The sequence below is a fragment of the Streptomyces sp. BK239 genome (assembly GCF_004217285.1).
GTDB lineage: Bacteria > Actinomycetota > Actinomycetes > Streptomycetales > Streptomycetaceae > Streptomyces.
Genome location: NZ_SHKS01000001.1, coordinates 208,086 through 233,561, shown reverse-complemented (window position 1 = coordinate 233,561; position 25,476 = coordinate 208,086). Strand labels below are relative to the sequence as shown.

General features: G+C 71.9%; 20 protein-coding genes. 14 read left to right on the top strand and 6 right to left on the bottom strand.

All coding sequences use genetic code 11. From position 1 onward, the window contains the following. Positions 1-128: 128 nt before the first annotated feature. Together EV567_RS01055 and EV567_RS01050 are read left to right on the top strand one after the other, a co-directional pair. A complete protein-coding gene (locus EV567_RS01055) occupies positions 129-2,459 on the top strand; it encodes a glycosyltransferase family 39 protein (RefSeq protein WP_130436657.1) in 2,331 nt (776 codons plus the stop codon). 208 nt (positions 2,460-2,667) lie between these two features. Further along, positions 2,668-3,477 carry an endonuclease I family protein gene (locus EV567_RS01050; protein ID WP_130436656.1) on the top strand — a complete coding sequence of 270 codons (810 nt, stop codon included), beginning with the start codon at positions 2,668-2,670 and terminating at the stop codon, positions 3,475-3,477. 28 nt (positions 3,478-3,505) lie between these two features. Here EV567_RS01050 and EV567_RS01045 read toward each other — a convergent pair whose 3' ends face one another. Together EV567_RS01045 and speB are read right to left on the bottom strand one after the other, a co-directional pair. Continuing rightward, positions 3,506-5,191 carry a thiamine pyrophosphate-binding protein gene (locus EV567_RS01045; protein ID WP_130436655.1) on the bottom strand — a complete coding sequence of 562 codons (1,686 nt, stop codon included), beginning with the start codon at positions 5,189-5,191 and terminating at the stop codon, positions 3,506-3,508. After that, on the bottom strand, positions 5,188-6,168 hold the full coding sequence (gene speB, locus EV567_RS01040; protein WP_130436654.1) for an agmatinase: 981 nt from the start codon (positions 6,166-6,168) through the stop codon (positions 5,188-5,190). Before speB ends, EV567_RS01045 begins: the two co-directional genes overlap by 4 nt. 176 nt (positions 6,169-6,344) lie before the next feature. Here speB and EV567_RS01035 point away from each other — a divergent pair, with 176 nt between their 5' ends. Both EV567_RS01035 and EV567_RS01030 read left to right on the top strand, forming a co-directional pair. Beyond that, a complete protein-coding gene (locus EV567_RS01035) occupies positions 6,345-7,844 on the top strand; it encodes a PucR family transcriptional regulator (RefSeq protein WP_130436653.1) in 1,500 nt (499 codons plus the stop codon). Between the two features lie 100 nt (positions 7,845-7,944). Further along, on the top strand, positions 7,945-8,733 hold the full coding sequence (locus EV567_RS01030; protein WP_130436652.1) for a phosphatase: 789 nt from the start codon (positions 7,945-7,947) through the stop codon (positions 8,731-8,733). Between the two features lie 15 nt (positions 8,734-8,748). Here the strand turns inward: EV567_RS01030 and EV567_RS01025 are convergent, their stop codons facing one another. From EV567_RS01025 to EV567_RS01010, 4 genes are all read right to left on the bottom strand, one after another. Next, complete coding sequence (locus EV567_RS01025) at positions 8,749-9,030, bottom strand: hypothetical protein (protein WP_207228644.1); 282 nt, start codon at positions 9,028-9,030, stop codon at positions 8,749-8,751. Between the two features lie 308 nt (positions 9,031-9,338). Then, on the bottom strand, positions 9,339-10,205 hold the full coding sequence (locus EV567_RS01020) for an acyl-CoA thioesterase II (RefSeq protein WP_130436651.1): 867 nt from the start codon (positions 10,203-10,205) through the stop codon (positions 9,339-9,341). Between the two features lie 35 nt (positions 10,206-10,240). After that, a complete protein-coding gene (locus EV567_RS01015) occupies positions 10,241-11,398 on the bottom strand; it encodes an acyl-CoA dehydrogenase family protein (RefSeq protein WP_130436650.1) in 1,158 nt (385 codons plus the stop codon). A gap of 164 nt (positions 11,399-11,562) precedes the next feature. Next, on the bottom strand, positions 11,563-12,165 hold the full coding sequence (locus EV567_RS01010) for a TetR/AcrR family transcriptional regulator (RefSeq protein WP_130436649.1): 603 nt from the start codon (positions 12,163-12,165) through the stop codon (positions 11,563-11,565). Positions 12,166-12,261: 96 nt separating this feature from the next. On the opposite strand from EV567_RS01010, the gene EV567_RS01005 reads away from it, so the two are divergent. The 10 genes from EV567_RS01005 to EV567_RS00960 all read left to right on the top strand — a co-directional run bounded on the left by EV567_RS01005 (position 12,262) and on the right by EV567_RS00960 (position 25,424). Beyond that, entirely contained in the window at positions 12,262-13,878 is a 1,617-nt protein-coding gene (locus EV567_RS01005) for a carboxyl transferase domain-containing protein (RefSeq protein WP_130436648.1), read from the top strand. Between the two features lie 11 nt (positions 13,879-13,889). Continuing rightward, positions 13,890-15,821 carry an acetyl-CoA carboxylase biotin carboxylase subunit gene (locus tag EV567_RS01000; protein ID WP_130436647.1) on the top strand — a complete coding sequence of 644 codons (1,932 nt, stop codon included), beginning with the start codon at positions 13,890-13,892 and terminating at the stop codon, positions 15,819-15,821. After that, positions 15,818-16,771 carry a hydroxymethylglutaryl-CoA lyase gene (locus EV567_RS00995; protein WP_130436646.1) on the top strand — a complete coding sequence of 318 codons (954 nt, stop codon included), beginning with the start codon at positions 15,818-15,820 and terminating at the stop codon, positions 16,769-16,771. The genes EV567_RS01000 and EV567_RS00995 overlap by 4 nt, the downstream gene beginning before the upstream one ends. Beyond that, positions 16,771-17,931 (top strand): acyl-CoA dehydrogenase family protein, encoded by a 1,161-nt coding sequence (locus tag EV567_RS00990; RefSeq protein ID WP_130436645.1) that lies wholly within the window; start codon positions 16,771-16,773, stop codon positions 17,929-17,931. The genes EV567_RS00995 and EV567_RS00990 overlap by 1 nt, the downstream gene beginning before the upstream one ends. A gap of 178 nt (positions 17,932-18,109) precedes the next feature. Then, on the top strand, positions 18,110-19,156 hold the full coding sequence (locus EV567_RS00985; protein ID WP_130436644.1) for an ABC transporter substrate-binding protein: 1,047 nt from the start codon (positions 18,110-18,112) through the stop codon (positions 19,154-19,156). A gap of 152 nt (positions 19,157-19,308) precedes the next feature. Next, positions 19,309-20,172, top strand: a complete 864-nt coding sequence (locus EV567_RS00980) for a siderophore-interacting protein (protein WP_130436643.1) — start codon at positions 19,309-19,311, stop codon at positions 20,170-20,172. A 192-nt stretch (positions 20,173-20,364) separates the two neighbouring features. Beyond that, positions 20,365-21,831 carry a lysine decarboxylase DesA gene (gene desA, locus EV567_RS00975; RefSeq protein WP_130436642.1) on the top strand — a complete coding sequence of 489 codons (1,467 nt, stop codon included), beginning with the start codon at positions 20,365-20,367 and terminating at the stop codon, positions 21,829-21,831. Further along, entirely contained in the window at positions 21,815-23,092 is a 1,278-nt protein-coding gene (locus EV567_RS00970) for a lysine N(6)-hydroxylase/L-ornithine N(5)-oxygenase family protein (protein ID WP_207228643.1), read from the top strand. Before desA ends, EV567_RS00970 begins: the two co-directional genes overlap by 17 nt. Further along, positions 23,089-23,652, top strand: a complete 564-nt coding sequence (locus EV567_RS00965; RefSeq protein WP_130436641.1) for a GNAT family N-acetyltransferase — start codon at positions 23,089-23,091, stop codon at positions 23,650-23,652. The genes EV567_RS00970 and EV567_RS00965 overlap by 4 nt, the downstream gene beginning before the upstream one ends. Next, a complete protein-coding gene (locus EV567_RS00960) occupies positions 23,649-25,424 on the top strand; it encodes an IucA/IucC family siderophore biosynthesis protein (protein WP_130436640.1) in 1,776 nt (591 codons plus the stop codon). The genes EV567_RS00965 and EV567_RS00960 overlap by 4 nt, the downstream gene beginning before the upstream one ends. Positions 25,425-25,476 lie beyond the last annotated feature (52 nt).

Sequence of the window (25,476 nt, the reverse complement as noted above, 5' to 3'; positions counted from 1 at the left end):
GTTCGAAGCGCTGAAGGGCCCGCGAAGGGCGGACGTCTTGAGGCCCTCACCGGGGCCCGAGTGGCTTCACAGGAGACGGCCAGGTCCGGCACAGCGGCCACCCACGACCGGCCTGCAGCATGCGAAGGGTGACCTCAGCCACCGATCCCCTCCCCCAGCCGACCGCCTCCCCCGACCGGCCCGCGACGGCCACGTCGTCGCCTGCGCCGGCGTCGTCAGCCGCGCCCACGCCACCGGAGCGGGCGCCGCGCTGGTCGCTCCCCGCACTGCTCGCGATTCTCGCCCTGGCGGCGGCGCTGTACTCCTGGAACCTCTCGGGCTCGTCCCTCAACAGCTTCTACAGCGCCGCCGTGCTGAGCGGCACACAGAACTGGAAGGCCTGGTTCTTCGGCTCGTTGGACGCCGGGAACTTCATGACCGTCGACAAGCCGCCCTTCGCCCTGATGGTGATGGGCCTGTCCTGCCGGCTGTTCGGTTTCGGCACCTGGCAGATGATGCTGCCGCTGATCCTGGCGGCCCTCGCCACGATCCGGGTCGTGCACTCCTCGGTGAAGCGGGTGTGGGGCCACGGCGCGGCGGCCCTCGCCGCGCTGGTGCTCGCGCTGACCCCGATCACCGTCGCCATCAACCGCGACAACAACCCCGACACGCTCCTGGTGTTCCTGATGGCGGGCGGCGCGGCGCTTGCCCTGCGGGCCGTGCGCGACGGCAGGCTGCTGCCGCTCGTCGGCTCAGCGGTGTGCTTCGGGCTGGCCTTCAACACCAAGATGCTCCAGGGCTACATCGCGCTGCCCGCCGTCTTCGCGGTCTACCTGTACGCGGCCAGGCCGACGCCGGTGAGGCGGATCGTGAACCTGCTGGTCGCCGGGGTGGCACTGGCCGTGTCCAGCTTCTGGTGGGCGGCGGCCGTGTCCCTGGTCCCGGCCGGTGAGCGGCCCTACATCGGCGGCTCCACCGACGGCAGCGCCTGGAACCTGATCATGGGCTACAACGGTCTCGGCCGGATCTTCGGCGGCGAGGGCAACGGCGGGGGCGGCGGGGGCGGAGGCGGCGGCTTCTCCGGGGCCGCCGGCATCGGCCGGCTGTTCAACGACGTCCTCGGCGGGCAGATCTCCTGGCTGCTCCCCTTCTCGGCCATCGCCCTCGTCGCCGGCCTCGTCCTGTGCGGCCGTGCACCGCGCACCGACCTCACCCGCGCCGCGCTGCTGCTGTGGGGCGGCTGGACGCTGCTGCACTACCTGACGTTCGCCCTGGCCGAGGGCACCATGCACCCGTACTACACGACCGCGCTCGCCCCCGGCGTCGCGGTCCTGTGCGGGGGCGGCGGCGTGATGCTGCTGCGCGCGTTCCGCGCCGACCGGCGCTGGGCGTGGGCGCTGCCGCTCGCGCTGGGCGTCACCGCCGCATGGGCGATCGTGCTGCTGCGCCGGGCGTCCGGCTGGAACACCTGGCTGTGGCCGTCCGTGGGCGTGGTCATGGCGCTTGCGGTCACGGGCCTGTTCGTGTTCCGTTCCGGCGCCCGGGCACGGCTGCTGGCCGCCTCGGTGGCGGCGGCGGTCGTCGCGGCGGTGGCGGGCCCGGCGGCGTACGCCTGGTCGGTGCCGGCGGGCACGGGCGGCGGCATGGGCGGCGTCAACCCGACGGCCGGCCCGACCACGGGCAGCGGGGGCTTCGGGGGCGGCCCCGGCGGCGGTGGCGGCCGGGGAGGGTTCCCCGGCGGCGGCCAGGGCGGGGCTCCGAACGGCGCCCAGCGCGGCGGCCAGGACGGCGCTCCGGCCGGCGGACAGGGTGACGGTCAGGCCGAAGGGCAGGATGACGATCAGGCCGGCGGGCAGGCCGGCGGCTTCCCCGGCGGGGGCGAACTGCCGGGCGGCGGAGCGGCCGGCGGCACGCCTCCCTCCGGCGCGGGCACGGGCGGCGGGACGGCCGGAGGCGGCGGGACGTCGCGAGGCGGAATGACCCCAGGCGGAACGGGCGGCGCGAGCAGCGAGCTGATCGCGTATCTGAAGAAGAACCAGGACGGCGCCAAGTGGCTGCTGGCGGTGTCCAGTTCGCAGAGCGCGGCGCAACTCGTCCTCAGCAGCGGCGTGCCGGTGATCTCGATGTGGGGCTGGTCCGGCAGTGACAACGCGATGACCCTGGCCAAGCTCAAGGAGCTGGTGAAGAAGGGCGAGTTGCACTACGTCCAGCTCGGCGGCGATGGGGGTGCCCCCACGCGAGCGAATTCGAGCGTGGGGGAGGGCGGCCGCGGCGGCGGCTCCACCGCGAGTTCCGAGGTGACCGCGTGGGTGCAGAAGAACGGGACGGCGGTGAACGAGAGCGAGTACAGCTCCGCCGCGGCGACGCAGGAGTCGGCTTCGGGCGACACGTCCGGGAACGGGAACTCCTCCGACTCCGGCTCGGGCGGCGACTCCGACTCCTCGACGATCTACCGCCTGGACGCCTCCGACGTGAGCTGACGCTCCGTCACCACAGCGCCGACGGCCCCCGCTCGACCGAGCCGGGGGCCGTCCTCGTACTCCCATCGCGATCAACTCGCGTAGACAAAACCTGACTTGCCGCTTTCCGTCATCCACTCGACACGTCGGATTCATTTACAAGGCCGCATGTGCATGTCACGCTCCCGATTGCCGCCTCCCCTCAACCCGCGTAGATCGGACACCCCACATGCTGGCTACGACGACCCGCTCACGCCGGTGGAAGACGATGGCCCTCGCCACCTCCGCCGTCCTGGTCGGTCTCACCGCCCCCGCCCTGACCGCGACCCCCGCCGCGGCCACCACCACCGCGTACGACCAGACGTACTACAAGAACGCGATCGGCAAGTCGGGGACGAGCCTGAAGTCGGCCCTGCACACGATCATCACCCCGCAGACGAAGATCTCGTACTCCGCGGTCTGGAACGCGCTGAAGGTCACCGACCAGGACCCGAACAACAGCAGCAACGTGATCCTGCTGTACAGCGGCGTCTCACGCAGCAAGTCCCTCAACGGCGGCGACCTCGGCGACTGGAACCGCGAGCACACCTGGGCCAAGTCCCACGGCGACTTCGGCGAGGTGACCGGCCCCGGCACCGACCTGCACCACCTGCGCGCCGCCGACGTCCAGGTCAACAGCATCCGCGGCAACAAGGACTTCGACAACGGCGGCAGCGCGGTCAGCGGCGGAGGCGGCAGCCTCACGGACTCCGACTCCTTCGAGCCGCGCGACGCGGACAAGGGCGACGTGGCCCGCATGATCCTCTACATGGCCGTGCGCTACGACGGCGGCGACGGCTTCGCCGACCTCGAGCCGAACGAGAAGGTCGACAACGGCAGCAACCCCTACATGGGCAAGCTGTCCGTCCTCAAGCAGTGGAACGAGCAGGACCCGCCGAGCGCCTTCGAGGAGCGCCGCAACCAGGTCATCTACGACACCTACCAGAAGAACCGCAACCCGTTCATCGACCACCCGGAATGGGTCGAGGCCATCTGGTAGCCGAGCCCGTCCGGCAGGGGGAACGCCGTCAGCCCAGGTGCGTCGGCGCGAACATGCGCAGGACCGCCGGGAGCACGACCACCGACGGGCCCGGGGCCGCGAGGGCCCGCGCCAGGTCGGCTCGCAGGGTCTCCGGGGCCGTGCGCGTGGCCGGCACGCCGAAGGACTCCGCCAGGGCGACGAAGTCCGGGCCTGTCAGCTCGGTCCCCGTGGCCCGGCCGAACGCGTCGGTCATGTACTCGCGCAGGATGCCGTAGCCGCCGTCGTCCACGATCAGCCAGGTCACGGGCAGGTCGTGCTGCCTCGCGGTCGCCAGCTCGGCGACCGAGTACATCGCGCCGCCGTCGCCCGACACCGCCAGCACCGGGCGGGTCGGGTCGGCGGCCGCCGCGCCGAGCGCCGCCGGGAAGGCGTAGCCGAGGCCGCCCGCGCCCTGGGCGGAGTGCATGAGGTTGGGCCCCTTGGCGTCGAACGCCGACCAGGCCCAGTACGCGAGGATCGTCATGTCCCAGAAGGACGGGGAGTCGGCCGGGAGTGCCCCGCGCACCGACGCCAGCACCTCCTGTTCCAGGGTGAGTTCCTGGGCGGCGATGCGGTCGGCGACCTTCGCGAGGAGGACGCGGACCCGCTCCGGGGCGGCAGGGTCCCGGCGCTCGTCCACCGTCTCCAGCAGCGCCTGGAGCGCGAGGCGGGCGTCCGCGTGGATGCCCAGCGCGGGGTGGTTCGCCTCCAGCTTGCCGAGGTCCGCCTCGATCTGGATCACCCGGCCCCGGGGCGCGAACGTGTGGTAGTTGGACGACAGTTCACCCAGGCCCGAGCCGACCACCAGCAGGACGTCCGCGTCCTGAAGGAAGTCGGTGGTGTGGCGGTCCTCCAGCCAGGACCTCAGGGAGAGGGGGTGGGTCCATGGGAAGGCGCCCTTGCCGCCGAAGGTCGTCACCACGGGCGCGTCCAGCCGTTCCGCGAGCTTGCGCAGCTTGCCCGAAGCGTCCGCCCGGACCACCCCGCCGCCCGCGATGATCGCCGGGCGCTCGGCGCGGGAGAGCAGGTCGGCTGCCACGGCGGTGAGTTCGGGGCGCGGGGGCAGTTCCCCGGGGAAGGCGTCCCCGACCGTCACCGCCGGGAGCGGCGTGGCCGCCGACAGGACGTCCTGCGGGATCTCCACCCACACCGGGCCGTGCGGGGCCGTCAGCGCGGACTTCCAGGCCGCCTCGATCGCGGACGGGATCTGGGACTGGGCGCGGACGGTGTGGACGGACTTGACGATCCCCCTGAACGACGCGGCCTGGTCGGGGAGTTCGTGCAGATGGCCGCGGCGACCGCCGCCCAGCCCCGCCGTCGGCACCTGGCTGCAGATCGCCAGCACGGGCGCGCTGGCCGCCGCCGCCTCCTGGAGCGCGGCGAGCGACGTCAGGGCGCCCGGGCCCGTCGACAACAGCAGCGGCGCCGCCTCGCCGGTGACACGGCCGTACGCGTCGGCGGCGAAGCCCGCGTTGTTCTCCACCCTCAGGCCGACGTACCGCAGGTCGGAGCGGCGCAGCGCGTCGAACACGCCGAGGGCGTGCTGGCCCGGCAGGCCGAACACGGTCGTCGCGCCGAGCCCGGCCAGCGTCTCCACGACCAGGTCTCCGCCGGTGCGGCCGGGAGGAGGGTTCAGCGCGGCCTCCGTCTGGGCGGCGGTCGGGCGGAGCACCAGGTCGTGGTCGTGGGTCACTTGCCCTCGTTCTCCTCACGCGCCGCGGCGATCTGGCGGGACATGATCGTGGTCAGTTCGTACGCCGTGTGGGACGCGGCCACCGACGTGATCTCCGCGTGATCGTACGCGGGCGCCACCTCGACGACGTCCGCGGAGACCAGGTTGCAGGACGCCAGGCCGCGCAGGATCTCCAGCAGCTCGCGGGAGGTCATGCCGCCGGCCTCGGGCGTGCCGGTGCCGGGCGCGTGGGCCGGGTCCAGGCAGTCGATGTCGATGGAGATGTACAGCGGCCGGTCGCCGATGCGCTGGCGCAGCTGGTCGGCGACCTCGTCGGCGCCGCGCCGGTAGACGTCCGCCGAGGTGACGATGCCGAAGCCCATCTTCTCGTCGTCGGTGAGGTCCTGCTTGCCGTAGAGCGGGCCTCGGGTGCCGACGTGGGAGAGCGCCTCGGTGTCGAGGATGCCCTCCTCGACAGCCCGGCGGAACGGCGTGCCGTGGGTGTACTCGGCGCCGAAGTAGGTGTCCCAGGTGTCGAGGTGGGCGTCGAAGTGGAGCAGCGCGACCGGGCCGTGCTTCTTGGCGACCGAGCGCAGGAGCGGCAGGGCGATGGTGTGGTCGCCGCCGAGGGTCATCAGGCGGGCGCCGGTGCCGAGCAGGTCGTCGGCGGCCGCCTCGACGGTCTCGACGGCCTCGTGGATGTCGAAGGGGTTCACCGCGATGTCGCCGCCGTCCGCGACCTGCGCGAGGGCGAACGGGGAGGCGTCCTGCGCCGGGTTGTACGGCCTGAGCAGCCGGGAGGCCTCGCGGATGGCGTTGCCGCCGAAGCGGGCGCCCGGCCGGTAGGAGACGCCCGAGTCGAACGGCACGCCGACGACGGCGACGTCCGCGCGGCCGACCTCGTCGAGGCGGGGCAGCCGGGCGAAGGTCGCGGGACCGGCGTACCGGGGGATCCGCGAGGAGTCGACCGGGCCGCGCGGCGTCTCGTTGCTGCTCATGAACTGCCTTCTTTCCTACGCGTCGCCGCGTATGTACTGCTCTGTACCGCTGATGACGACTGTACTGGGGGGCCACGACCGGGTCGGACACGAGTTCGGACCTCGGTCGCGTGCCGACCCTAGGTGGCCGCGACGAGGCCGGGAAGTGTACGTTTCCTCCACTCCTGGCGCTCGACATGAACGGATTGCACACCGTGCCCGATCCCGCGGTCCCGCCCACTCCGCCGGTGCCGCTCGACGCCCTGCTGGCCCGCGAGGACCTGGGCCTGCGGCAGATCGCCGGGCCGTCCGGGCCCGGCCTGGCCGTCCACTGGGCGCACACCTCGGAGATGGCGGACCCGTACCCGTACCTGCTGGGCGGTGAGCTGCTGCTGACGGCGGGGGTGCACATCCCGGAGGCGGCGGGCCCGGAGGAGCACGTCGACGCGTACGTCGCCCGGGTCGTCGCCGCGGGCGGGGCCGCGCTCGGTTTCGGGCTGGCGCCGGTGCACGACAGGGTGCCGCCCGCGCTGGTCGCGGCCTGCGACGCGCACGGGCTGCCGCTGCTGGAGGTGCCGCCGCAGACGACGTTCTCCGGGGTCGCCCGCGCGGTCTGGCAGCTGATGGCCGAGGCCCGGCACGCCGAACTGCGCCGGGTGGCGAAGGCGCAGCAGAGCCTCGCCGCCGCGGCGTCCCGCCCGGATCCCGTCCCCTCGGTCCTGCGGCAGCTGGCCCGGCGCGTGGGCGGCTGGGCGGTGCTGTACCGGCCCGAGGGCGTCCAGCTCGCGGCGGCGGGGCGGGAGCCGGGGAGCGGGACGCGGGAGGCGCTGGCGGAGCTCGCGCGGGCCGTCGTCGCGCGGGCCTCCGCCACCGCAAGCGACACCGCCCCGGGCGGCGAGCCTCTCACCGCGTACGTGCTGGGCGCGGGGCGCGGTCTCGTGCTCGGGGTGGCCGCCTCGCGGCGTGAACCCGGCGACCACACCGTCGTCTCCGTCGCCGCCGTGCTGCTGTCGCTCCTGACCGCCGGGCACCGGACCGCCACGGGGGCGGCCCACTCCTCGGCCCTCGTGCGCCTCCTCCTGGGCGCCGCCCCCGAGGAGGTGGCCCCGCTGCTGGGCGGTGGGCGGTGGCGGGTGGTGCACGGGCGGCCGCAGGGCCGGGCACCGGACGCCATGGCCGCGTCGGCGCTGGGGGCCGCGCTCGGGTCGGCGCTGGTCGACTCCGGGGAACGAGTCGAGGAGGGGGCCGGGGACGGGGTCGTACGCGTGCTCGTGCCGGCCGGGCGGGAGCCGGCCGCGCAGGAGGGGTGGACGCTCGGGGTGAGCGCCGCCGTGGAGCCCGGCGAGTGGGCGCTCGCCGACGTGCAGGCGGCCCGCGCCCTGGCCCGCGCCCACGCGACGCGCACCCCGCTGGTCCGGCACGGCGCCCGCTCCGCGCTCACCGACCTGGTCCCGGCCGACGACGCCGAGGCCCACGCCCGCGCCCTCCTGGCGCCGCTCGCCGACGCCCCGGCGCTCACCGAGACCCTGCGCACGTGGCTCTCCCTGCACGGCAGTTGGGACCGGACGGCGACCGCGCTGTCCGTGCACCGCAACACCGTGCGCCAGCGGATGGCCCGCTGCGCCGCCCTCCTGGCCGTCGACCTGAACGACCCGGACGTGCGCATGGAACTGTGGTTCGCGCTGAAGCGCGGGTGAGACGCCCCCTCGTGAGACTGACGAGGCCGGACGGGCGGTCGCGGCCTCATGACGGCGATCACTGCCTCATGACGGCGGCGGCTGCCTCACAATGAGGAGCATGCCGATACCCGGGACTCCCAGTCGCGACGAGCTCGTCGCCCATCTCGTCCGAACCCGTATCGCGGGGGACGTCGCCACGCCGCGCGAGAACAACCTCTCCCACTACCGCCAGCTCGCGAACGGCGTGCGCAACTACTGGCTCGGCCTTGAGCTCGGCGACCGCTGGACCGACGAGCAGGACGTGCTCGCCGTGATGGCGGAACGGGTCGGCGTCAACGACGACCCCGAGTTCCGCTACGGGCAGGACACCATCGACCCCGAGCTGACCGTGGACGCCCTGGACCGGCTGGCGGGCCGGCTGCGCAAGGCGGCCGAGGACCGCCAGCGGGTGCTGTTCGCCACCGGCCACCCCGGCGGCCTGCTCGACGTGCACCGCGCCACCGCGGCGGCCCTGCGCCGGGCCGGCTGCGAGATCGTCGTCATCCCGGACGGGCTGCAGACGGACGAGGGGTACGTCATGCAGTTCGCGGACGTGGCCGTCCTCGAACACGGCGCCTCCCTGTGGCACACCCACTCGGGCGAGCCGATGAAGGCGATCCTGACCGGCCTGGAGCGCGAGGGCCGCCCGCTGCCCGACCTGGTCGTCGCCGACCACGGCTGGGCGGGCTACGCCGGACAGCACGGCGTCGACTCCGTGGGCTACGCCGACTGCAACGACCCCGCGCTGTTCCTCGCCGAGGCGGAGGGCACCGTGCAGGTGACGGTGCCCCTGGACGACCATGTCGTCAGCCCGCGCTACTACGACCCGATGACCGCGTACCTGCTCGCGGCGGCCCAACTGTCGTAGCGGGCGCGGCCGGTGTCAGCCCCTGAAGCCTCCGAAGACGTCCCAGACGTTCCCGTAGAAGAAGTTGTAGGGGTTGAAGAACGGGTTCAGGCCGTAGAAGCCGCTCACGTTGCCGGGGAACCCCCGATTGCAGTTGTCGTACCACCAGTAGCCGTCGTAGCAGTGGCGGCTGTGGTTGCGGTCCAGGGAGGCGGTCGACGCCGACGCGGTGCCCGCCGTGCCCACCGCGATGCCGCCGGCCAGCAGCAGGCCGGCGGCGGACGTCGCGGCGAGACGCCTCACCCGTTGTGCTCGCATGGGAATCACCTTTCGCTCCATCGTCGCCCGCGCGCCCTTCGCAGGAGTTCCCCACGGGGCGCCGGAGGGGTGGATGGCCGCAGCCGCGAATCAGACGTCGCGGGAGGGTCCTCCGGATGTCACCGCAGGCGTCGAGAGGGCACGGTGGCGGCCGGCGAGGTCTCGGGGCGATCGCCGGGGGACGCGTTCCGCGTGATGCGGGAACCGGTCAGCCGGGTGTGCCGCGCGTGCGGCGTTCGGACTTCGAGCCTAGTCGCGGGGCGGCGCCCCGGCATCTCGGCAACCGCCCCGCCCGTCCCGCCCGCACGTCACCGCGGGACCCGGACCACGCCCTCCTGGATCACCGAAACGGCGAGGCGTCCGTCCTGCGTGTAGATGCGGGCCTGGCCGAGGCCGCGGCCGCCGTGCGCCGACGGCGACTCCTGGTCGTACAGCAGCCATTCGTCGGCGCGGAACGGGCGGTGGAACCACATCGCGTGGTCCAGCGAGGCACCGACGACGTCACCGACCGCCCATCCGCCGCGGCCGTGCGCGAGGAGGACGGAGTCCAGGAGCGTCATGTCGGAGACGTAGGTGGCCAGCACGACGTGCAGCAGCGGATCGTCCGCGAGCTTGCCGTTGGTGCGGAACCAGACCTGGCTGTGCGGTTCGCGCGGCTCGCCGAACCTGCCGTACGGCGGCTCGTCGACGTACCGCAGGTCGATGGCCTCGCGGGCCTCCAGGAACTTCTCGACGACGACCGGGTCGAGATGGTCGTAGCCGCGCAGCCGCTCCTCGGAGGTGGGCAGGCTCACCGGGTCGGGCGAGGACGGCACGGGGGTCTGGTGGTCGAGGCCCTCCTCGTACGTCTGGAAGGACGCGGAGAGGGTGAAGATCGGCCGGCCGTGCTGGACGGCGACCGCGCGCCGGGTGGTGAAGGAGCGGCCGTCGCGGATGCGCTCGACGTTGTAGACGATGGGCGCGCCCGGGTCGCCCGTGCGCAGGAAGTACGCGTGCAGGGAGTGGGCGTGCCGGTCCGCGGGGACGGTGCGCCCGGCGGCGACCAGCGCCTGGGCCGCGACCTGCCCGCCGAAGACGCGCGGGACGACGGCGGACCGGGACTGGCCGCGGAAGATGTTCTCCTCGATCTGCTCGAGGTCGAGCAGATCGAGGAGATCCTGAAGTGCCTGGCTCATGGAGTCAGTTGTATCCGCCGGTAGTTGCGTGCGGCTTACAGGCCCATGTCCTTCGCGATGATCGACTTCATGATCTCGCTGGTGCCGCCGTAGATGCGGTTGACGCGGTTGTCCGCGTACAGGCGGGCGATCGGGTACTCGTTCATGAAGCCGTAACCGCCGTGCAGCTGGAGGCAGCGGTCGATCACACGGTGCGCGACCTCGGTGCAGAACAGCTTCGCGGAGGCGGCCTCGGCGGGAGTCAGCTCACCGGCGTCCAGGGCCTCCAGCGAGCGGTCGGCGACGGCCTCGGCGGCGTCCACCTCGGCCTGGCAGGCGGCCAGCTCGAACTTCGTGTTCTGGAACGACGCGACGGTCTTGCCGAAGACGGTGCGCTCCTGCACGTACTGCTTGGCGAACCGGACGGCGGCCTTGGCCTGCGCGTACGCGCCGTAGGCGATGCCCCAGCGCTCGGAGGCCAGGTTGTGGCCGAGGTAGTAGAAACCCTTGTTCTCCTCGCCGAGGAGGTCCTCGACGGGCACCTTCACATCGACGAACGCCAGCTCGGCCGTGTCGGAGGTCTTCAGGCCCAGCTTGTCCAGCTTGCGGCCGACCGAGTAGCCCTCCGCCTTGGTGTCCACGACGAAGAGGGAGATGCCGTAGCGGCGGTCCTCGGCGGTCGGCGCGGAGGTGCGGGCGCAGACGATCATGCGGTCGGCGTGGACGCCGCCGGTGATGAAGGTCTTGGCGCCGTTGAGGACGTAGTGCGTGCCGTCCTCGGAGAGCTTGGCGGTGGTACGCATGCCGGCGAGGTCCGAACCGGTGCCCGGCTCGGTCATCGCGATGGCCCACATCTCCTCGCCGGAGACGAACTTCGGCAGGAAGCGCTTCTTCTGCTCGTCGGTGGCGAGCAGCTTGATGTACGGCAGGCCGAGCAGCACGTGCACGCCGGAGCCGCCGAAGGTGATGCCGGCGCGGGCGGTCTCCTCGTAGAGGATGGCCTCGAACTTGTAGGAGTCGATGCCGGCGCCGCCGTACTCCTCGTCGACGCGGATGCCGAAGACGCCCAGCTCGGCCAGCTTGTAGTAGAAGTCGCGCGGCGCCTGGCCCGCGGCGAGCCACTCGTCGTAGACGGGGACGACCTCGGCCTCGATGAAGGCCCGGAGGGTCTCCCGGAACGCCTCGTGATCCTCGTTGAACACCGTACGGCGCACCGCCGGCCCCTCTCTGCGCCTCAACCGGCGCCGCTCTCGCGGATGTGGTGCTCGCCGTCGGGGTTCTCAATTCAATGGTTGCGGCCCCATTGGCTAAGCGCTTGCTCAGGGCAACCGTACCGGCGGGTAGGGAGGGGAGTCCAGGGGGGTGTTCGTAACGCTCGTCACTCCTGTGGGGGTGCGGCCGACGCGAACGCGCCGCGGGCCATGCGGTGCAGGAGCTGTGCCGTGGCCGAGCGGCCGGGGAGGGAGCCCGGGCGGCCCAGGTGGGGGGTGGAGTTCAGCAGGCCGAAGACCGAGTGGACCGCCGAGCGGGCGGCGGGCTCGGGCAGGTCCGGGTACACCGCGCGCAGCGCCTCCACCCACAGCTCCACGTACTGCCGCTGGAGCTGGCGGACCAGCTTGCGGTCGCTGTCGCGCAGGCGGTCCAGCTCGCGGTCGTGCAGGGTGATCAGGGGACGGTCGTCGAGCGCGAAGTCGATGTGCCCCTCGATGAGCGAGTCGAGGACCGCCTCGGCCGGGTCCCCGTCGGCCTCCGCCAGGCGGCGCCTGGCGCCGGTCAGCAGCTGCCCGCTGATACCCACCAGCAGCTCCGCCAGCATCGCGTCCTTGCCGGGGAAGTGCCGGTACAGACCGGGGCCGCTGATGCCGACCGCGGCCCCTATCTCGTCCACGCCGACGCCGTGGAACCCGCGCTCGGCGAAGAGGCGCGCGGCCTCCCTGAGGATCTGCTCGCGGCGGGTGGGGGCGTCGGTTCTGGTGGCCATGAAAACAATTCTAGACATCGAGGTTAGCGCTCGTTAACCTGATGGAAATGGTTAACGCTCATTAACAGTCGATCACTGGGTGAGGGGACCGCAAGGATGGAGCAGGCACCGGAGCTGACGAGCGCGGCAGACCCCGCGTCGGAGGCCTGGCGGGCCAACGAGGCGGCCCACCGCGCACTCGTCGAGGAGCTGCGCGGCAAGCTCGCCGCCGCCCGCCTCGGCGGCGGCGAGAAGGCGCGCGAGCGGCACACCGCGCGCGGGAAGCTGCTGCCGAGGGACAGGGTCGACGCCCTGCTCGACCCCGGCTCGCCCTTCCTGGAGCTCGCCCCCCTCGCCGCCGACGGGATGTACGAGGGGCAGGCGCCGGCCGCCGGCGTGATCGCCGGGATCGGCCGGGTCAGCGGCCGGAACTGCGTGATCGTCGCCAACGACGCCACCGTCAAGGGCGGGACGTACTACCCGATGACGGTGAAGAAGCACCTGCGGGCGCAGGAGGTGGCGCTGGAGAACCGGCTGCCCTGTCTGTACCTGGTGGACTCCGGCGGCGCCTTCCTGCCCATGCAGGACGAGGTGTTCCCCGACCGCGAGCACTTCGGGCGGATCTTCTACAACCAGGCCCGTATGTCGGGCGCCGGCATCCCGCAGATCGCCGCCGTCCTCGGTTCGTGCACGGCGGGCGGCGCGTACGTCCCGGCGATGAGCGACGAGGCGGTGATCGTGCGCGGGCAGGGCACGATCTTCCTCGGCGGCCCGCCGCTGGTGAAGGCCGCCACCGGCGAGGTCGTCACCGCCGAGGAGCTGGGCGGCGGCGAGGTCCACGCGCGCGTGTCGGGCGTCACGGACCATCTCGCCCAGGACGACGCGCACGCGCTGCGGATCGTGCGGACCATCGTCTCCACGCTGCCGGCCCGCCCGGCCCCGCCGTGGGAGGTCCGCCCGGCCGTCGAGCCCAAGGTCGACCCCTACGGGCTGTACGGCGCCGTCCCCGTCGACTCCCGTACCCCCTACGACGTACGGGAGGTCATCGCCCGTATCACCGACGGCTCCCGCTTCGCCGAGTTCAAGTCGGAGTTCGGGCAGACCCTCGTCACCGGCTTCGCCCGGATCCACGGCCACCCGGTGGGGATCGTCGCCAACAACGGCATCCTGTTCTCCGAGTCGGCCCAGAAGGGCGCCCACTTCATCGAGCTGTGCGACCAGCGCGGCATCCCGCTGCTCTTCCTCCAGAACATCTCCGGCTTCATGGTCGGCCGCGACTACGAGGCGGGCGGCATCGCCAAGCACGGCGCCAAGATGGTGACGGCGGTCGCCTGCGCGCGCGTGCCGAAGCTGACCGTCGTCGTCGGCGGCTCGTACGGCGCGGGGAACTACTCGATGTGCGGCCGGGCCTACTCCCCCCGCTTCCTGTGGATGTGGCCCAACGCCAAGATCTCCGTGATGGGCGGCGAGCAGGCCGCCTCGGTCCTCGCCACCGTCAAGCGCGACCAGTTGGAGGCGCGCGGCCAGGAGTGGCCCCTGGAGGAGGAAGAGGCGTTCAAGGACCCGGTCCGCGCGCAGTACGAGCGCCAGGGCAACGCCTACTACGCCACCGCCCGCCTGTGGGACGACGGCGTGATCGACCCGCTGGAGACCCGGCAGGTACTGGGCCTGGCCCTGACCGCCTGTGCCGACGCGCCGCTGGGAGACCCCCAGTTCGGCGTCTTCCGGATGTGAGGAGGGGACCCTTGTTCGACACCGTGCTCGTGGCCAACCGCGGCGAGATCGCCGTCCGCGTCATCCGCACCCTGCGCTCGCTCGGCGTGCGTTCGGTGGCGGTCTTCTCCGACGCCGACGCCGACGCCCGGCACGTCAGGGAGGCCGACACCGCCGTGCGGATCGGCCCGGCGCCGGCCGCCGAGAGCTATCTGTCCGTGGAGCGGCTGCTGGAGGCCGCCGCCCGCACCGGCGCCCAGGCCGTCCACCCGGGGTACGGCTTCCTCGCGGAGAACGCCGCCTTCGCGCGCGCGTGCGCCGAGGCGGGGCTCGTCTTCATCGGGCCGCCCGCCGAGGCGATCGCCCTGATGGGCGACAAGATCCGCGCCAAGGCGACCGTGCGCGAGGCCGGGGTGCCGGTCGTGCCGGGCTCGTCCGGCAGCGGCCTCGACGACGCGCAGCTGATCGAGGCGGCCCGCGAGATCGGCGTGCCCGTGCTGCTGAAGCCGAGCGCCGGCGGCGGCGGCAAGGGCATGCGCCTGGTCCGTGACCCGGCCGTGCTCGCCGACGAGATCGCCGCCGCCCGCCGGGAGGCCCGCGCCTCCTTCGGTGACGACACGCTCCTCGTGGAGCGGTGGATCGACCGGCCCCGCCACATCGAGATCCAGGTGCTGGCCGACGCCCACGGCAACGTCGTCCACCTGGGCGAGCGCGAGTGCTCCCTCCAGCGCCGGCACCAGAAGATCGTGGAGGAGGCGCCCAGCGTCCTGCTCGACGAGACGACCCGGGCCGCGATGGGCGAGGCGGCGGTCCAGGCGGCCCGCTCCTGCGGCTACCGGGGCGCGGGCACGGTGGAGTTCATCGTCCCGGGCGGCGACCCGACGGCGTACTACTTCATGGAGATGAACACCCGCCTCCAGGTGGAGCACCCGGTGACCGAGCTGGTCACCGGCCTGGACCTGGTGGAGTGGCAGCTGCGGGCGGCGGCGGGCGAGCCGTTGGCGTTCGGTCAGGACGACATCGCCCTCACCGGGCACGCCGTCGAGGCGCGGCTGTGCGCCGAGGACCCTGCCCGGGGCTTCCTGCCCTCCGGCGGCACGGTGCTCAGGCTGCGCGAGCCGCAGGGGGACGGCGTCCGCACCGACTCGGGGCTCGTCGAGGGCGCCGAGGTCGGCAGCCTGTACGACCCGATGCTGTCCAAGGTGATCGCGTACGGCCCCGACCGGGCGACGGCGCTGCGGAAGCTGCGGGCGGCCCTCGCGGAGACGGTCACGCTGGGCGTGCAGACCAACGCCGGGTTCCTGCGCCGGCTGCTGGCCCATCCGGCGGTCGTGGCGGGCGAGCTGGACACCGGCCTGGTCGAGCGGGTCGCGGAGGACCTGGTCCCGGCCGACGTGCCCGAGGAGGTCTACGAGGCCGCCGCGGCCGTACGCCTTCAGGCGCTGAGCCCGCGCGGGGACGGCTGGACGGATCCCTTCTCGGTGCCGAACGGCTGGCGGATGGGCGGTGTGCCCCGGCCGGTCGCCTTCCCCCTGCGGGTGACCGAGCCCGTTCAGTACACGGCGCGCGGCTCCCACACCGTCACCGAGGACCGCGTCCACGTCACCCTCGACGGCGTCCGGCACTCCTTCCACCGGGCCGGCGACTGGCTGGGCCGGGACGGCGACGCCTGGCACGTGCGCGACCACGACCCGGTCGCCGCCTCCCTGTCGGGGGCCGCGCACGCGGGCGCCGACTCGCTGACCGCGCCCATGCCGGGCACGGTGACGGTGGTGAAGGTCGCCGTCGGCGACGAGGTGGCCGCCGGGCAGAGCCTGCTGGTGGTGGAGGCGATGAAGATGGAGCACGTCATCTCCGCCCCGCACGCCGGCACGGTCGCCGAACTGGACGTCGCACCGGGCACGACGGTCGCCATGGACCAGGTCCTGGCGGTCGTCGCACCGCACGAGGAGGCCGCGGGATGACATCGCCGGACACCCTGCGCGGGCTCCCCATGGTCGTGCCGGCCGGGGGCCTGCCCGCGCGCGTCAGGATCCACGAGGTCGGGGCGCGCGACGGGCTGCAGAACGAGAAGACGGCCGTGCCGACCGAGGTGAAGGCGGAGTTCGTGCGCCGGCTCGCCGGGGCGGGACTGACGACGATCGAGGCGACCAGCTTCGTGCACCCCAAGTGGGTGCCCCAGCTGGCCGACGCCGAGCAGTTGTACCCGCTGGTGTCCTCACTCCCCGTCGAGCTGCCCGTCCTGGTGCCCAACGAACGCGGACTGGACCGGGCGCTCGCCCTCGGCGCCGGCCGGGTCGCCGTGTTCGCCAGCGCCACCGAGTCCTTCGCCAAGGCCAACCTCAACCGCACGGTGGACGAGGCGCTCGGCATGTTCGAGCCGGTCGTGGCCCGTGCGAAGGCGAACGCCGTCCATGTGCGCGGCTACCTCTCCATGTGCTTCGGCGACCCCTGGGAGGGCGCGGTCCCGGTCCCCCAGGTGGTGCGGGTGTGCCGGGCGCTGCTCGACATGGGGTGCGACGAACTGAGCCTCGGCGACACGATCGGCGTCGCCACCCCCGGCCACGTCGTGGAGCTGCTCACCGCGCTCGGCGAACAAGGCGTCGCGGCGGGCGTGTTGGGCGTGCACTTCCACGACACCTACGGGCAGGCCCTCGCCAACACCCTGGCCGCGCTCCAGCACGGCGTCACCACCGTCGACGCCTCCGCGGGCGGTCTCGGCGGCTGCCCGTACGCGAAGTCCGCCACCGGCAACCTCGCCACCGAGGACCTCGTGTGGATGCTGCGGGGCCTCGGCATCGACACCGGGGTCGACCTCGGCCGTCTCGTCGCCACAAGCGTCTGGATGGCCGAACAGTTGGGCCGACCCAGCCCCTCCCGCACCGTGCGGGCCCTGTCCCACAAGGAGCAGTGATGGACCACCGTCTCTCCCCCGAACTCGAGGAACTCCGCCGCACGGTGGAGGCGTTCGCCCATGACGTCGTCGCCCCGAAGATCGGCGACTTCTACGAGCGGCACGAGTTCCCGTACGAGATCGTCCGCGAGATGGGCCGGATGGGCCTGTTCGGGCTGCCGTTCCCCGAGGAGTACGGCGGCATGGGCGGCGACTACCTGGCGCTCGGCATCGCGCTGGAGGAGCTGGCCCGCGTCGACTCCTCCGTCGCCATCACCCTGGAGGCGGGCGTCTCGCTGGGCGCCATGCCGCTGCACCTGTTCGGCACGGAGGAGCAGAAGCGCACGTGGCTGCCGCGTCTGTGCTCCGGGGAGATCCTCGGCGCGTTCGGCCTGACCGAGCCCGACGGCGGCTCGGACGCGGGCGCGACACGCACGACGGCGCGGCTGGACGAGACGACGGACGAATGGGTGATCAACGGCACGAAGTGCTTCATCACCAACTCGGGCACCGACATCACCGGTCTGGTCACGGTCACGGCGGTCACCGGCCGCAAGCCCGACGGCAGGCCGCTGATCTCCGCCATCATCGTCCCGTCGGGCACGCCCGGCTTCACGGTCGCCGCCCCCTACTCCAAGGTCGGCTGGAACGCCTCCGACACCCGCGAGCTGTCCTTCGCGGACGTGCGCGTCCCGGCGGCGAACCTGCTCGGCGAAGAGGGCCGCGGCTACGCCCAGTTCCTGCGCATCCTGGACGAGGGCCGGATCGCGATCGCCGCCCTGGCCACCGGGCTCGCCCAGGGCTGCGTGGACGAGTCGGTGAAGTACGCCCGCGAACGCCAGGCGTTCGGCCGCCCGATCGGCGCGAACCAGGCCATACAGTTCAAGATCGCCGACATGGAGATGAAGGCGCACACGGCGCGTCTCGCCTGGCGTGACGCGGCGTCCCGGCTGGTGGCCGGCGAGCCCTTCAAGAAGGAGGCGGCGCTGGCGAAGCTGTACTCCTCGACGGTCGCCGTCGACAACGCCCGTGACGCCACCCAAGTCCACGGCGGGTACGGCTTCATGAACGAGTATCCGGTCGCCCGCATGTGGCGCGACTCCAAGATCCTGGAGATCGGCGAGGGCACGAGCGAGGTGCAGCGGATGCTGATCGCGAGGGAGTTGGGGCTCGCGGGCTGATCCCCGGCGAGCGCGGTGCCCGAAGTGGCCGCGGCGGTGCGCCCGTCGCGGCCTTCGGCACGGCCGTTCCCCGCCCGGACCTGACACCTGAGCGGGACTGGACAAGATCTGAGGTTAGGCTAACCTACATTCGAACTTGCCCTTGGGTCATCAGCCCCGTTCGAAAGCAGCCATTCTCATGTCCAACGCCACCACCCACCTCACCCGCCGCGGCATCCTCGCCGCCGGTGGCGCCCTCGGCCTCGGGGCCGTCCTCGCGGCGTGCGGCGACGACGACGCGAAGAGCGGTGGCTCGGACTCGACCGCCGCCCCCTCCGCCAAGTCGGGCCCCTGGACGTTCAAGGACGACCGCGGCACCACCGTGAAGCTCGACAAGACGCCCGCGAACATCGTCGCCTTCACCGGCGTCGCCGCCGCCCTGTTCGACTACGGCATCCAGGTCAAGGGTGTCTTCGGCCCGACCAAGACGACCGCGGGCAAGCCCGACGTCCAGGCCGGCGACATGGACATCTCCAAGGTCGAGATCATCGGCAACGTCTGGGACGAGTTCAACGTCGAGAAGTACGCGGCGCTCGCTCCCGACGTGCTCATCTCCACCATGTTCGACAACACCGGCACCCTCTGGTACGTCCCCGAGGCCTCCAAGGACAAGATCGCCAAGCTGGCCCCGAGCGTCGGCATATCCGTCTACGACCGCCAACTCACCGCGCCCCTGGAGCGCATGTGGGCGCTGGCCGGGTCCCTCGGCGCGGACCTGACCGCCGCCAAGGCCACCGACGCCAAGAAGCGCTTCGAGGCCGCGGCCACCCGGCTGCGCGCCGCCGCCAAGGCCAAGCCCGACATCAAGGTGCTGGCCGGTTCCGCGAGCGCGGAGCTGTTCTACGTCTCCGGCACCAACCTCTCCATCGACCTCGAGTACTTCAAGGCCCTCGGCGTGAACTTCGTCGAGCCGCCGGAGAGCGCCAAGGCGCAGGGCGGCGGCTGGTTCGAGTCGCTCAGCTGGGAGAACGTCGACAAGTACAAGGCCGACATCATCATGCTGGACGACCGCTCGCAGGCGCTGCAGCCGTCGGCGATCACCAAGCCGACGTGGAAGCAGCTGCCGGCCGTCAAGGCGGGGCAGGTCATCGGACGGTCGCCGGAGCCGATCCTGTCGTACGACAAGTGCGTGCCGCTGCTGGAGAACCTCGCGAAGGCGCTGGAGTCCGCGAAGAAGGTCGCCTGACCGGTGGGGTGGCTGTGGAGCGTGGGCGACCGCACACCGGACCGGGCTGGTCGCGCCCACGCGGCTGAGCCGCACATCGACACAGCCCCGCGCCCCTTCGCGAGCCGCCCCGCCCCCCGTTGACACCTGACGCGACATCAGGAGAGCGCCTCATGACCACCGCCGTCGCAGCACCGTTCCGCTTCTTCGCCCTCCGGGTCGCCCGGACGACACGGCTCGACGCCTCTCTCGTCCGGGTCACCTTCACCGGGGAGGACCTTCAGTACTTCTTCTCCGACGGGTACGACCAGTCACTCTCGCTCTTCCTGCCGCACCCCGGGCAGAGCGAGCCGCGGATCCCGTACGAGCTCGGGGACGGCTGGTGGCAGGCGTGGCGCGAACTCCCGGACGACGTGCGGGCGGTGATGCGCTCGTATACGCTCCGGTCGCTGCGCCGGGACACCTCGGGGCGGACCACGGAGATCGACGTGGACTTCGTGCTGCACACCCCGGCCGGTCCGGCCTCCCGGTGGGCCGCCCGGGCCGCCGCCGGGGACCGGGTGGTGCTGCTCGGCCCGGCGATCGCCGACAACCGGGCGATCCGCTTCCGGGCGCCCGAGGACACCGACCTGGTACTGCTGTGGGGCGACGAGACGGCGCTGCCCGCGATCTCCTCGATCCTGGAGTCGCTGCCGGCCGGTCTGCGGGTGCGGGCCTGGCTGGAGGTCCACGACGCCGGGAGCGTGCGGGGCCTCGCGACGGCGGCCGACGCCGAGATCACCTGGCTCGTGCGCGGCGAGGGCGACCACACCGGCGCGGAGGGCGACGAGGGTTCCCCCATGGCCCTCGGCGCCCTGCGCGCCGCACGGCTGCCGTCCGCCGAACGGCCGTACGTGTGGATCGCGGGCGAGTCGGGGTGCGTGAAGCGACTGCGCCGGCACTTCGTCGGCGAGCGCGGCATCGACCGGCGCCGGGTCACGTTCGTCGGTTACTGGCGCCGGGGCCTGTCCGAGGAGCAACTGCGCGAGCAGGAGTGAGAGCGGGCGACAGGAGTGTCCAACGCCCTTTGCAAAAAAGGAAGTTGACTGCCCGACAAACGTGAGGACCGTCACGGGACAGGCCGGACTTGAGGCGCTTTAACTTAGGTTAGGCTTGCCTAAGTCGAACCCGAGGTTCCGCCCCTGCGTCCGTTCCCCGAGCGGACCGTCCCCACCCGGAGGACCCCCACCATGCGCTCGCACCTGCTCAATGACACGACCGCGGAGCACTACCGCCGCTCCGTGACCGAAGGAGTCGAGCGGGTGGCCGCCAAACTCGCCGCCACCGACCGTCCGTTCACCGGCGTCTCGGTCGACGACCTCGCCCCCCGGATCGAGGGCATCGACCTGGACAAGCCCCTGCACGACACCGCGGCCGTCCTGGACGAGCTGGAGGAGGTCTACCTCCGCGACGCGATCTACTTCCACCACCCCCGCTATCTCGCGCACCTCAACTGCCCGGTCGTCATCCCCGCCGTCCTCGGCGAAGCCGTCCTCTCCGCCGTCAACTCCTCCCTGGACACCTGGGACCAGTCGGCCGGCGGCACCCTCATCGAGCGCAAACTGATCGACTGGACGGCCGAGCGCATCGGTCTCGGTCCCGCCGCCGACGGGGTCTTCACCTCCGGCGGCTCGCAGTCCAACCTCCAGGCGCTGCTGCTGGCCCGCGAGGAGGCCAAGCCGGCACGCGACGGCTGGGAAGGGCCGGCCGCCCTCGGCAAACTGCGCGTCTTCGCCTCCGAGGCCAGCCACTTCAGCGTGAAGAAGTCCGCGAAACTGCTCGGCCTCGGACCGGACGCCGTGGTGTCCATCCCCGTCGACCACGACAAGCGCCTGCAGACCCTCGCCCTCGCCCGCGAGATGGAGCGCTGCACCGAGGCCGGCCTGATCCCCATGGCCGTCGTCGCCACCGCCGGCACCACCGACTTCGGCTCCATCGACCCGCTGCCCGAGATCGCCGAGCTGTGCGACCGGTACGGCGCATGGATGCACGTCGACGCCGCCTACGGCTGCGGCCTGCTCGCCTCGGTGAAGTACCGCGACCGCATCGACGGCATCGAGCGCGCCGACTCCGTCACCGTCGACTACCACAAGTCCTTCTTCCAGCCGGTGAGTTCCTCCGCGGTGCTGGTGCGCGACGCGGTCACGCTGCGGCACGCCACCTACCACGCCGAGTACCTCAACCCGCGCCGCATGGTGGAGGAGCGCATCCCCAACCAGGTGGACAAGTCCCTGCAGACCACGCGCCGCTTCGACGCGCTCAAGCTGTGGATGACCCTGCGCACGATGGGCGCCGACGGCATCGGCGCGCTCTTCGACGAGGTGTGCGACCTCGCAGCCGAGGGCTGGGAACTGCTCGCCGCCGACCCCCGCTTCGACGTCGTCGTCCAGCCCTCGCTGTCCACGCTCGTCTTCCGCTACATCCCCGCGGCCGTCACCGACCCGGCCGCGATCGACCGCGCCAACCTCCACGCCCGCAAGGCCCTGTTCGCCTCCGGCGACGCCGTGGTCGCGGGCACCAAGGTGAACGACCGCCACTACCTGAAGTTCACCCTGCTCAACCCCGAGACCACGACCGCCGACATGGCCGCCGTCCTCGACCTCATCGCCGGCCACGCCGAGCAGTACCTGGGAGAACCCCTTGACCGCGCTTCCTGACACCACGGACACGACCTACGACTTCGTGGGCATCGGGCTCGGCCCCTTCAACCTCGGCCTGGCCTGCCTCACCGAGCCCATCGAGGAACTGAACGGGATCTTCCTGGACTCCAAGCCCGACTTCGAGTGGCACGCCGGCATGTTCCTCGACGGCGCGCACCTGCAGACGCCGTTCATGTCGGACCTGGTGACCCTCGCCGACCCGACCTCGCCGTACTCCTTCCTCAACTACCTGAAGGAGAAGGGGCGGCTGTACTCGTTCTACATCCGCGAGAACTTCTACCCGCTGCGGGTCGAGTACGACGACTACTGCCGCTGGGCCGCGAACAAGCTGAGCAACGTCCGCTTCTCCACGACCGTCGGCGAGATCGTCCACGACGGCGAGCGGTACGTGGTGCGCACCACCGCCGGCGAGGAGTTCCGCGCCCGCCGGCTGGTCCTCGGCACCGGCACCTCGCCGCACTACCCGGAGGCGGTCAGCGGCCTGGGCGGCGACTTCTTCCACAACTCCCGCTATGTGCAGAACAAGGCGGAGCTGCAGAAGAAGCGGTCGATCACGATCGTCGGCTCCGGCCAGTCGGCCGCCGAGATCTACCAGGACCTGCTGAGCGAAATCGACGTCCACGGCTACCAGCTGAACTGGGTCACCCGCTCCCCGCGTTTCTTCCCGCTGGAGTACACCAAGCTCACGCTGGAGATGACCTCCCCGGAGTACGTCGACTACTTCCGCGCGCTGCCCGAGGCCACCCGCTACCGGCTCAGCGCCCAGCAGAAGGGCCTGTTCAAGGGCATCGACGGCGACCTCGTCAACGACATCTTCGACCTGCTCTACCAGAAGAACCTCGGCGGCCCGGTCCCCACCCGCCTGCTCACCAACTCCGCCCTCACCGGCGCCGCGTACGAGAACGGCGCCTACCGCCTGTCCTTCCGCCAGGAGGAGCAGGAGAAGGACTTCGAGCTGACCTCCGAGGGACTGGTCCTGGCCACCGGATACGCCTACACGGAGCCCGAGTTCCTCCGGCCGGTCCGCGACAGACTCCGCTACGACTCCCGGGGCAACTTCGACGTCGCCCGCAACTACGCCATCGACAGCACCGGCCGGGAGGTGTTCCTGCAGAACGCGGGCGTCCACGCCCACAGCATCACCTCGCCCGACCTGGGCATGGGCCCCTACCGCAACAGCTACATCATCCGAGAGCTGCTCGGCAGCGAGTACTACCCGGTCGAGAAGACCATCGCGTTCCAGGAGTTCGCCGTATGACCCCCACCACCGGCTCCCCCACCGACATCGGGCCCCTCACCCTCCGGCCCCTCGACCCCCTGAAAGACGCCGAGTCGCTGCACGGGTGGGTCACGCACCCCAAGGCCGCCTACTGGATGATGCAGGACGCGACGCTCGTGGACGTCGAGCGGGCGTACATGGAGATAACCGCCGACGAGCACCATCACGCCCTGCTCGGGCTGCACCGCGGCGCACCGGCCTTCCTGATGGAGTACTACGACCCGGCCCACCGTGAACTGGTCGGGCTGTACGAGCCGCAGCCCGGCGACATCGGCATGCACTTCCTGGTCGCCCCGACCGACCAGCCCGTGCACGGCTTCACCCGCGCGGTCATCACCGCCGTGGTGGCCCACCTGTTCGAGGACCCGGCCGTGCGGCGCGTCGTCGTCGAGCCGGACGTCTCCAACACGGCCGTGCACGCCCTGAACGAGGCCGTCGGCTTCGTGCCGGAGCGGGAGATCGTCAAGCCGGAGAAGAAGGCGCTGCTGAGCTTCTGCACGCGGGAGCAGTTCGCCGCCGCGACGGGGGTGGCCGTATGAGCATCGCCGACTCCGTGGCCCACCTCTCCCCCGAGCGCTGGGAGACCGCCAACCGTCTGCTGGTGCGCAAGGCCCTCGCCGAGTTCGCTCACGAGCGGCTGCTCACCCCCGAGCCGGAGGGCGGCGACGGCCGGTACGTCGTCCGCAGCGACGACGGGCTGACCGACTACCGCTTCGCCGCCGTGCGCCGCGCCCTCGACCACTGGCAGGTCGACGCCGACTCCATCACCCGCAGCCGGGACGGCGTCGAACTCCCCCTCGCCGCACTGGACTTCTTCATCGAGCTGAAGACGACGCTGGGCCTGAGCGAGGAGATCCTCCCGGTCTACCTGGAGGAGATCTCCTCCACCCTCTCCGGCACCTGCTACAAGCTCACCAAGCCGCAGCTCACCTCGGCGGAGCTCGCGCGCGCGGGCTTCCAGGCCATCGAGACCGGGATGACCGAGGGCCACCCCTGTTTCGTCGCCAACAACGGGCGGCTCGGCTTCGGCGTCCACGAGTACCTGTCGTACGCGCCGGAGACGGCGAGCCCGGTGCGGCTGGTGTGGCTGGCCGCCCACCGGTCGCGGGCGGCGTTCACCGCGGGCGCCGGTATCGAGTACGAGTCCTTCGTCCGGCAGGAGCTGGGCGAGGAGACGGTCGAGCGGTTCGAGGCGCTGCTCACCGACCGGGGGCTGGACCCGGCCGACTACCTGCTCATCCCCGTCCACCCCTGGCAGTGGTGGAACAAGCTGGCGGTCACCTTCGCCGCCGAGGTCGCCCGGGGGAACCTGGTGTGCCTGGGCGAGGGCGAGGACGAGTACCTGGCGCAGCAGAGCATCCGGACGTTCTTCAACAGCTCGCACCCCGAGAAGCACTATGTGAAGACGGCGCTGTCCGTCCTCAACATGGGCTTCATGCGCGGCCTGTCGGCGGCGTACATGGAGGCGACCCCGGCGATCAACGACTGGCTGGCGCGGCTCATCGAGAACGACCCGGTGCTGAGGTCGTCGGGTCTGTCGATCATCCGGGAGCGGGCGGCCGTCGGCTACCGGCACCTGGAGTACGAGGCGGCGACCGACCGCTACTCGCCGTACCGCAAGATGCTGGCCGCGCTGTGGCGGGAGAGCCCGGTGCCGTCCCTGAAGGACGGCGAGTCGCTCGCCACGATGGCCTCGCTGATCCACGTGGACCACGAGGGCAGGTCGGTGGCCGGCGCGCTGATCGAGCAGTCGGGGCTGGCGCCCACCGAGTGGCTGCGCCACTACCTGGAGGCGTACTACACGCCGCTGCTGCACTCGTTCTACGCCTACGACCTGGTCTTCATGCCGCACGGCGAGAACACCATCCTGGTGCTGCGGGACGGGGTCGTGCAGCGGGCGGTCTACAAGGACATCGCCGAGGAGATCGCGGTGATGGACCCGGACGCGGTGCTGCCCCCGGAGGTGCGGCGGATCCGGGTGGAGGTCCCCGAGGACAAGAAGCTGCTGTCGATCTTCACGGACGTCTTCGACTGCTTCTTCCGCTTCCTCGCCGCCGACCTCGCCGCCGAAGGGATCCTGGACGAGGGCGAGTTCTGGCGCACGGTCGCCGAGGTGACCCGTGCGTACCAGGACGCGAACCCCGAACTGGCCGAGCGGTTCAAGCAGTACGACATGTTCGCGCCGGAGTTCGCCCTGTCCTGCCTCAACCGGCTCCAACTGCGCAACAACAGGCAGATGGTGGACCTGGCGGACCCCTCGGGCGCCCTTCAGCTGATCGGAACCCTGGAGAACCCCGTCGCCGGGTTCTGATCGAAAGGGACGGGCGCCCCCGAGTACGGTCCTCGGGGGCGCCCGTCGCCGT

Excerpts from the sequence above, each read along its gene's own strand:
- EV567_RS01050 (WP_130436656.1), top strand. The coding sequence starts at position 2,668 with ATGCTGGCTACGACGACCCGCTCACGCCGGTGGAAGACGATGGCCCTC.
- speB (WP_130436654.1), bottom strand. The coding sequence starts at position 6,168 with ATGAGCAGCAACGAGACGCCGCGCGGCCCGGTCGACTCCTCGCGGATC.
- EV567_RS01035 (WP_130436653.1), top strand. The coding sequence starts at position 6,345 with ATGAACGGATTGCACACCGTGCCCGATCCCGCGGTCCCGCCCACTCCG.
- EV567_RS01030 (WP_130436652.1), top strand. The coding sequence starts at position 7,945 with ATGCCGATACCCGGGACTCCCAGTCGCGACGAGCTCGTCGCCCATCTC.
- EV567_RS01025 (WP_207228644.1), bottom strand. The coding sequence starts at position 9,030 with ATGCGAGCACAACGGGTGAGGCGTCTCGCCGCGACGTCCGCCGCCGGC.
- EV567_RS01020 (WP_130436651.1), bottom strand. The coding sequence starts at position 10,205 with ATGAGCCAGGCACTTCAGGATCTCCTCGATCTGCTCGACCTCGAGCAG.
- EV567_RS01010 (WP_130436649.1), bottom strand. The coding sequence starts at position 12,165 with ATGGCCACCAGAACCGACGCCCCCACCCGCCGCGAGCAGATCCTCAGG.
- EV567_RS01005 (WP_130436648.1), top strand. The coding sequence starts at position 12,262 with ATGGAGCAGGCACCGGAGCTGACGAGCGCGGCAGACCCCGCGTCGGAG.
- EV567_RS00995 (WP_130436646.1), top strand. The coding sequence starts at position 15,818 with ATGACATCGCCGGACACCCTGCGCGGGCTCCCCATGGTCGTGCCGGCC.
- EV567_RS00990 (WP_130436645.1), top strand. The coding sequence starts at position 16,771 with ATGGACCACCGTCTCTCCCCCGAACTCGAGGAACTCCGCCGCACGGTG.
- EV567_RS00985 (WP_130436644.1), top strand. The coding sequence starts at position 18,110 with ATGTCCAACGCCACCACCCACCTCACCCGCCGCGGCATCCTCGCCGCC.
- EV567_RS00980 (WP_130436643.1), top strand. The coding sequence starts at position 19,309 with ATGACCACCGCCGTCGCAGCACCGTTCCGCTTCTTCGCCCTCCGGGTC.
- desA (WP_130436642.1), top strand. The coding sequence starts at position 20,365 with ATGCGCTCGCACCTGCTCAATGACACGACCGCGGAGCACTACCGCCGC.
- EV567_RS00965 (WP_130436641.1), top strand. The coding sequence starts at position 23,089 with ATGACCCCCACCACCGGCTCCCCCACCGACATCGGGCCCCTCACCCTC.
- EV567_RS00960 (WP_130436640.1), top strand. The coding sequence starts at position 23,649 with ATGAGCATCGCCGACTCCGTGGCCCACCTCTCCCCCGAGCGCTGGGAG.